General features: G+C 71.5%; 6 protein-coding genes. 5 read left to right on the forward strand and 1 reads right to left on the reverse strand.

Annotation, left to right across the window (positions count from 1 at the left end):
* The first annotated feature begins 9 nt into the window (after positions 1 to 9).
* The 5 genes from GT354_RS14005 to GT354_RS14025 all read left to right on the forward strand — a co-directional run bounded on the left by GT354_RS14005 (position 10) and on the right by GT354_RS14025 (position 5,577).
* Positions 10 to 801, forward strand: a complete 792-nt coding sequence (locus GT354_RS14005) for an N-acetylmuramoyl-L-alanine amidase (RefSeq protein ID WP_346012021.1) — start codon at positions 10 to 12, stop codon at positions 799 to 801.
* Positions 802 to 1,086: 285 nt separating this feature from the next.
* The gene (locus GT354_RS14010) at positions 1,087 to 2,043 is read left to right on the forward strand and encodes a hypothetical protein (RefSeq protein WP_161356640.1); all 957 of its coding nucleotides are present in this window, start codon (positions 1,087 to 1,089) and stop codon (positions 2,041 to 2,043) included.
* Positions 2,044 to 2,154: 111 nt separating this feature from the next.
* Positions 2,155 to 3,186 (forward strand): hypothetical protein, encoded by a 1,032-nt coding sequence (locus GT354_RS14015; protein WP_161356641.1) that lies wholly within the window; start codon positions 2,155 to 2,157, stop codon positions 3,184 to 3,186.
* A 187-nt stretch (positions 3,187 to 3,373) separates the two neighbouring features.
* Positions 3,374 to 4,315, forward strand: a complete 942-nt coding sequence (locus GT354_RS14020) for a hypothetical protein (protein WP_161356642.1) — start codon at positions 3,374 to 3,376, stop codon at positions 4,313 to 4,315.
* A 248-nt stretch (positions 4,316 to 4,563) separates the two neighbouring features.
* Complete coding sequence (locus GT354_RS14025; protein WP_161356643.1) at positions 4,564 to 5,577, forward strand: LLM class F420-dependent oxidoreductase; 1,014 nt, start codon at positions 4,564 to 4,566, stop codon at positions 5,575 to 5,577.
* An 80-nt stretch (positions 5,578 to 5,657) separates the two neighbouring features.
* Here GT354_RS14025 and GT354_RS14030 read toward each other — a convergent pair.
* Positions 5,658 to 6,440, reverse strand: a 783-nt coding sequence (locus GT354_RS14030) for a hypothetical protein (RefSeq protein ID WP_237534814.1), incomplete at its 5' end; no start/stop codon positions are given.

A 6,440-nucleotide genomic window follows, 5' to 3' on the forward strand; every position in this document is an offset into this window, starting at 1 on the left:
TCGCCTGCGGTGTCGCCACCCCCGTCCTCACCGCCGCGCACCGAGCCCCCGACGTCCGCCGGCAGCACGTCGAAGGCGCCCACTCGCGCGCCTGTTCCGCCCCCGCGCACCGGCGCCGGCAACCTCCCGCTCTCGGGCCGCGTCGTCGTGCTCGACCCGGGCCACAACCCCGGCAACGGCAAACACTCTCGCGAGATCGACAAGCAGGTGGACGCGGGCGGGATGACCAAGGAGTGCGACACCACCGGCACCGAGACCAACAAGGGCTACACCGAGGCCGAGTTCACCCTCGACCTCGCCGCTCGCGCCCGCAAGCTCCTGGAACAGCAGGGCGCGACGGTGGTGTACACGTGGGAGAGCGACGCGTGGGGACCGTGCGTGAACGAGCGCGCGGCCAAGGGCAACACGGCGAACGCCGACGCGGTCGTGTCGATCCACGCCGACGGCGGCCCCGCGAGCGGGCGGGGCTTCCACGTCATCCTGCCCGCCCTCGTGCAGGCGAAGAACGCCGACACGGCGCCGATCGTGGCACCCTCGCGCGACCTGGGCACGTCGGTCGCGAAAGCGTTCGGCCTGGCCACCGACTCTCGCCCCGCCACCTACCTCGACACCGCCGACGGCCTGGTCACCCGCAGCGATCTCGGCGGGTTGAACCTGTCGACCCGGCCCAAGGTCTTCATCGAGTGCGCCAACATGCGCAACTCCTCGGACGCCGCGCTGATGACCGATCCGGCGTGGCGCGAGCGCGCCGCGTCCGGCATCGCCGCCGGGATCACGGCCTATCTACAGAAGGGGACGTGAGCCCGCGATCGCTTGTCCCCTAAGGTCGTCTCCGGTTGTCGCCGGCGCCTTCGCGCGCCGCGGACGATTCACCGGTATGCGACGCGCCCGCGCGTCGTCGACCACCGGGTCGTTCCCGGGCGGCGCACCGACCGCCACTCGCGTCGCGCGATCGGGGTCGGGATCGGGGTCGGGGTCGAGCCACCGGCACCACGTCCCACGCATCGGTCGCACGCACCACGTACCACTCCCGGCGTCATCCGCGCCGCCGGGTGACGTCCCCCTCCGAGCCTCCTGGGAGAAACGTTGAACCGGAAAGGGATCACGAGGGGCGACGCGATCGTCATCCTCGCGGTCGTCCTGATCTTCATCTTCTCGTTCTTCAATTACTACGAAATCAGTTTGACCGAACGCGGTTCGAGCAGCGACGACGGCGACATGTTCAGCAGCGGCAACACGAGCACCAAGGGCTGGAACGCCTGGACGGTGAACTTCTTTCCGTTGATGCCGGCGGTGGTCCTCGTCCCGGCTCTGGCCCTGGTGCTCGCCGTCATCGGTCGGTTCGTCGCGCAGCCCGACCGGCCGGTGCTCGGTCTGGCCCTGCGTCAGTGGGCGATCGCGTTCGGCGTCACCGGCGCGATCAGCGGCTTCTTCGCCCCGTTCGGCGCCGGCGGTGCGATCGGCGATCTGCTCGAAGAGATCGCCCCCTCCCGGGCCGGGGTCGACTCGGGCCCCACCGTGTTCGCGTGGCTGATGATGGTCTGCGGCCTCGTCGCGGCGCTGTTCCTGATCGTCGGCGACCGCATGCCGGGCCTGGCCGCACCGCTGTTCAGCCCGGTACCGCAGCAGCAGTGGGGCTACCTGCCACCGCCGAACGCGACCGGTGGCTACCCGCCGCCGAACGTGAGCGGCGCCTACCCGCCGCCCGGGGCCTACCCGGGGGCTCCCGCTCCCGGCGCACCGATGGCGGGCGTACCCGCGCACGTCCCGCAGCAGGCTCCGACCGGGTCCTCGAACGCCGCCGCACCTGCGGCGCCCCTCGGAGTGGGCTCCGACGCGCAGGAGTTCGCCCAGTTCTGGTTCGCGGTGCCCGAGGCGCGCGCGTTGGCGCCGTCGGAGGGCCTGGACAAGACCCCGGTCGCCACGCTGGAGACGGGGCAGTGGTACCTCGCCGTGGCCCCGCACCCGGGCGGTGTCCTGGTCGAGGCGGACGGCGTCCGAGGGGTCCTGAGCGATGTCTCGGGGATCCAACGCGGAGAATGACGGTACGTCAGGCAGCGATGCCGGTGCGGGCGACCGCACCGGCATCGTCTCGGGCGGCGCCGACCGAAGGTCCGCCCGGGCAGTTCGAAAGACCCGTCAGGGAGGAGCACGATGCCACGCAAGGGTGTCACCCGAGGTGATCTGATCGTCGCGATCGCGGCGATCGGAGTTCTGGTCTTCTCGTTTCTCCCGTGGTACTCGGTGACCGCCAAGGGCGACAACTACCCCAGGCTCACGGAAGGCACCACCGACTACTCGGCGTGGATCACCGACTTCTGGCCGCTCGCACCGGCGGTCGTGCTGCTGTCCTCGATCTCGTTCGTGCTGCTGCTGGTCGGGCGGTTCGCGATCCGCGGTGGCGCGCAGCAGCCGACCGAGGTCCGGTTCGGCGGACTCTCGTTCCACCAGTGGGGGATCGCGCTGGGCGCGGCGTCGGCGTGGAGCGCGGTCTGGGCCGTACTCGGCGCGGACGGCGGCTACGAGAAGCTGGCCAGGACCGCCGAGCAGATCGCGCGCGCCGACGGCGGCACCGGCGTGACCATCGACGCCGGGCACGCCTGGGGCGCCTGGGGGCTCGCCGGCTTCGCCGTGCTCCAGGCGCTGTCGTTGCTCGTGAGCGACCGGATCAGCGGGCTGGCCGCGCCGCTGGTGAAGCCGCGGTCGAACGCGTGGCAGGGCTATCCCGGTGGCGGCTTCCCCGGCGCCCCCGGCGGCTATCCGCCCGGTCCGCCCGGGACCGGCGGGTTCGCGGTTCCGCCACCCGTCGCGCCACCCGTGTACGGCCCGCCCGGCAGCACTCCGCCGCCGCGCACGCCGCCGATGGCCCAACCGCCCGTGGTCCAGCCGCCGGTGCTGTACAAGCCGGACACTCCGGGTCAGGGGCAACCGGCGGTGCACACCCCCGAGCCGCTGTCCGAACAGTCCGGACAAAGCACCGATCCCGGCACGTTCGAGCAGTACTGGCTCGCGGTCCCCGAACCGCGGGCGCTCCAGCCGGCCGATCACGCCGGCGACGCGATCGCGACGCTGCACCCCGGCGTCTGGTATCTCGCGGTCGGTCGACAGGACGACGGGATCGTCATCGACATCGACGGCCTACAAGGCGTGTTGCGTGATCTGACGGGAATTCAGCGAGGCGAATAGCCTCGGACGGAGATCCGACAAAATGTCCGTTCGCGGCGCGGCGAGTGGGGTCGGGACACGAATGGCCGCACGGTCTGGCACAGTGTCCCGGACCAATGCACCGGTGACGCGCGGGGGCTACGTCGGTGGCACGACTTGGGTGGCCCCCGTACGCTGTCGGCGCCCATCCCCCTCGGGAGGAGTATCAGTGGACGTCAAAAAGCTCTCGCGTGGCGACGCGGTCATCGGGGTCGCCGCGCTGCTCATCTTCATCTTTTCATTCCTGGATTTCATGGGCGTCAAGGACGGCCGTTCGTTCGGCGACCTGTCCTGGAACAGCTGGTCCGGCCAGGTCGCACCGATCGCCTCGGCTGTCGTGCTCATTCCGATTCTCACGGGTGTGTTGTTCGTCCTCGGCGGGATTCTCCCGCAGTTGACGGACCGACAGATCCTCGGTCTGACGGCACGTCAGTGGGCGCTGCCGCTCGCGGTGGTCACGCCGATCAACGCGCTGTGGTCGTTCGGCGCGGCCACCGAGGGCCTGGAGATGAAGGTCGGCGGCATCTTCGTCATCCTCTTCTCGATCGTCCTCAGCGGCTTCGTGATCGCCACCACCGTGGTGCCCGTCTTCCAGGCACCGCTGCTGGGCGCGGGCGGCCCGCGTCCGCAGGGACCGCAGGGTGGCCCGCAGGGCCAGTACGGCGCCCCGCAGGGTCAGCAGCCGTACGGCGGCGCGCCCTACGGCGGCCAGCAGCAGCCCGGTGGTCCGCAGGGCTACGGCAACCCGCAGGGCGCTCCCCAGGGCGGCTTCGGCGGCCCCGGCCCGCAGGGCCCCCAGGGTCCCCAGGCCGGCTTCGGTGGTCCCGGCCCGCAGGGCCCCGGCCCCCAGGGCCCGCAGGGTCCCCAGGGCGGCCTGCAGCAGCCCAACCCGGGCACCCCGCCCGGTGGAGCCCGCGCGCCGTTCCAGCCGTTCTGGTTCTCCGTGCCGGAGTCGCGTCCCATGCTGGACGAACACACCAACCAGGAGAAGGGCGTCCTGAACACGGGCGTCTGGTACCTGGCGGTGGCCGAGCACCCGGGTGGCCTGCTGGTCGAGGTCGACAACGTGCGCGGCGTGCTGCAGAACACGATCGGCATCCAGCGCTCGTAGCGCGCGTACTCCCGAGGAATCGGCGACACCGAACGATCGGGTAGCCGCGGAAGGGGCGTCGTCCACACGTGTGGACGGCGCCCCTTCGGCGTGTCCGCGTCCTGCGCGGCGGGGCAGGCGCCGCAGCGGGTCGGCGTCGCACCGGGTCGGCGTCACACCGGGGGCGGCCTCCCCCATAACTAAAACGTGTTCTACCCTGCGATGGCGATTCCCTGTGAAGCTCCGAGCAACTCCGTGGAGGTAGCGCCATGAGGCTGGGTCTGACGTTCGGGTACTGGGGCCGCGGCCCGTCCGCCGACTTCGTCGAACTCGCGCAGGAGGCCGAGCGACTCGGCTTCGACGCGGTCTGGACCGCCGAGTCCTGGGGTTCGGACGCGTTCACGCCGCTGACCTGGATCGCGGCCAACACGTCGCGGATCGGGCTCGGTACGGCGGTCACCCAGATGACCGCGCGCACCCCCACCGCGACCGCGATGCACGCGCTGACGCTCGATCACCTCTCCGGCGGGCGCGTGATGTTGGGCCTGGGTCTGTCCGGTCCGCAGGTGGTCGAGGGTTGGTACGGTCGGCCGTTTCCCAAGAGCCCGCTGACCTTCACGCGCGAGTACGTCGACGTGATCCGCCAGGTCCTGCGCCGCGAGGGCCCGGTCGTGGCCGAGGGCCGCTACGCGCAACACCCGTACACGGGCGAGGACGGCACCGGCTTGGGCAAGTCGCTCAAGTCGATCACCCACCCGCTGCGCGCGAACCTGCCGATCTTCCTGGGCGCCGAAGGCCCGAAGAACGTGCACCTGACCACGCAAATCGCCGACGGATGGCTGCCGTTGCACTGGGCGCCGACCCGACCGGAGGTGTACGCGGACGCGCTGCGCGACAAGCCCGAGGGCTTCCGGATCGCGCCGATGGTGCAGGTCGCGCTCGGCGACGACGTCGAGCAGGCGATGTATCCGATCAAGGCCGCGATGGGCTTCTACGTCGGCGGCATGGGCGCCAAGAACAAGAACTTCCACGCGGACCTGATGCGGCACTTCGGCTACGCCGAGGAGGCCGACCGGATCCAGGAGCTGTTCATGGCCGGCGACCGCGACGCCGCGATCGCCGCGGTTCCCAGCGCCTTCGTCGACGAGATCGCCCTGGTCGGCCCCGCCGACCGCATCCGCGAACGCTTCCGGGACTGGGCCGCGGACCCGCACGTCACGGACATGATCGTCACCACTCGCAACCGGGACGCCCTCAAGCTCCTCGCCGACCTGGCCGGCTGAGGACCGAACGCACGATCTCGGAGTCGGGACCACCGAAAGCGCGCGCCCACCGACTCCGACATCGTTCGTGCGTCGAAGTCCTACGGCACCATCGACATGCACAGTTCCTGGCCGCGCGAGGGCAGCGGGTAGTACACCGGTGAACGGGACGGGCAGCCGGTGGTGTTCGGGGCCGGAAGGGGTCTGATCTCGTCTATCCGAAGCCTGGCCGCGCGGTCCTTGGGCAACGGGCCCTGGCACGGCACCAGATAGGCGAGGTAGGCGAACCGGCGGTCGCCGCGGACGTCGGCCGGCACGCACTCGTCGGCGTGGAACACCCGCTCCAGGCACAGCGCCGCGCCGCCCGGACGCGGTTGCCAACGGCTGCGGCCGTCGGTGTTCATGCAGTCCTCGGCGCCCCCCACGGCGGCGGTTCGCGCCAACACTCGTTGGCGCGCCGCCGGGTCCTCACACGGGACGTCACGCGGCGCGCTCGGCTGCCAATCGGGCGAGCCGTCGGTGGCGAAGTCCACACACGCGCCGATGCGCACGCTCGACGCGAACACCGCGAGCGGGTCGCCGGGGGCCGGCGTGGGCGTCCGCGAACTCGACGAACTCCCTTCGGAGCGCTCGTCGTCGTCACGGCCGCGCTGGTACGCGACGCCCGCGAGCAGACCGCCCACGAGCGCGATCGCCACCAGGGCCGCCACCAGCAGCCACCCGGCGCCGGCCTGACGCGGCGGCGGCGGAGGGACGTACACGTCGTATCCGTCGTGCCGGTCGTCGCTGTCGTCGATGCGCGGGATCAGCGCTTCGCCGACCTTGGCGAGCTGCATCGTTTCCGCGGCGGCGTCGGCCGCGGCAGGCGGCGCGGGGGTCTCGGC

Origin of the sequence: Streptomyces sp. SID3343 (assembly GCF_009865215.1) — a bacterium.
Taxonomy (GTDB): domain Bacteria; phylum Actinomycetota; class Actinomycetes; order Streptomycetales; family Streptomycetaceae; genus Embleya.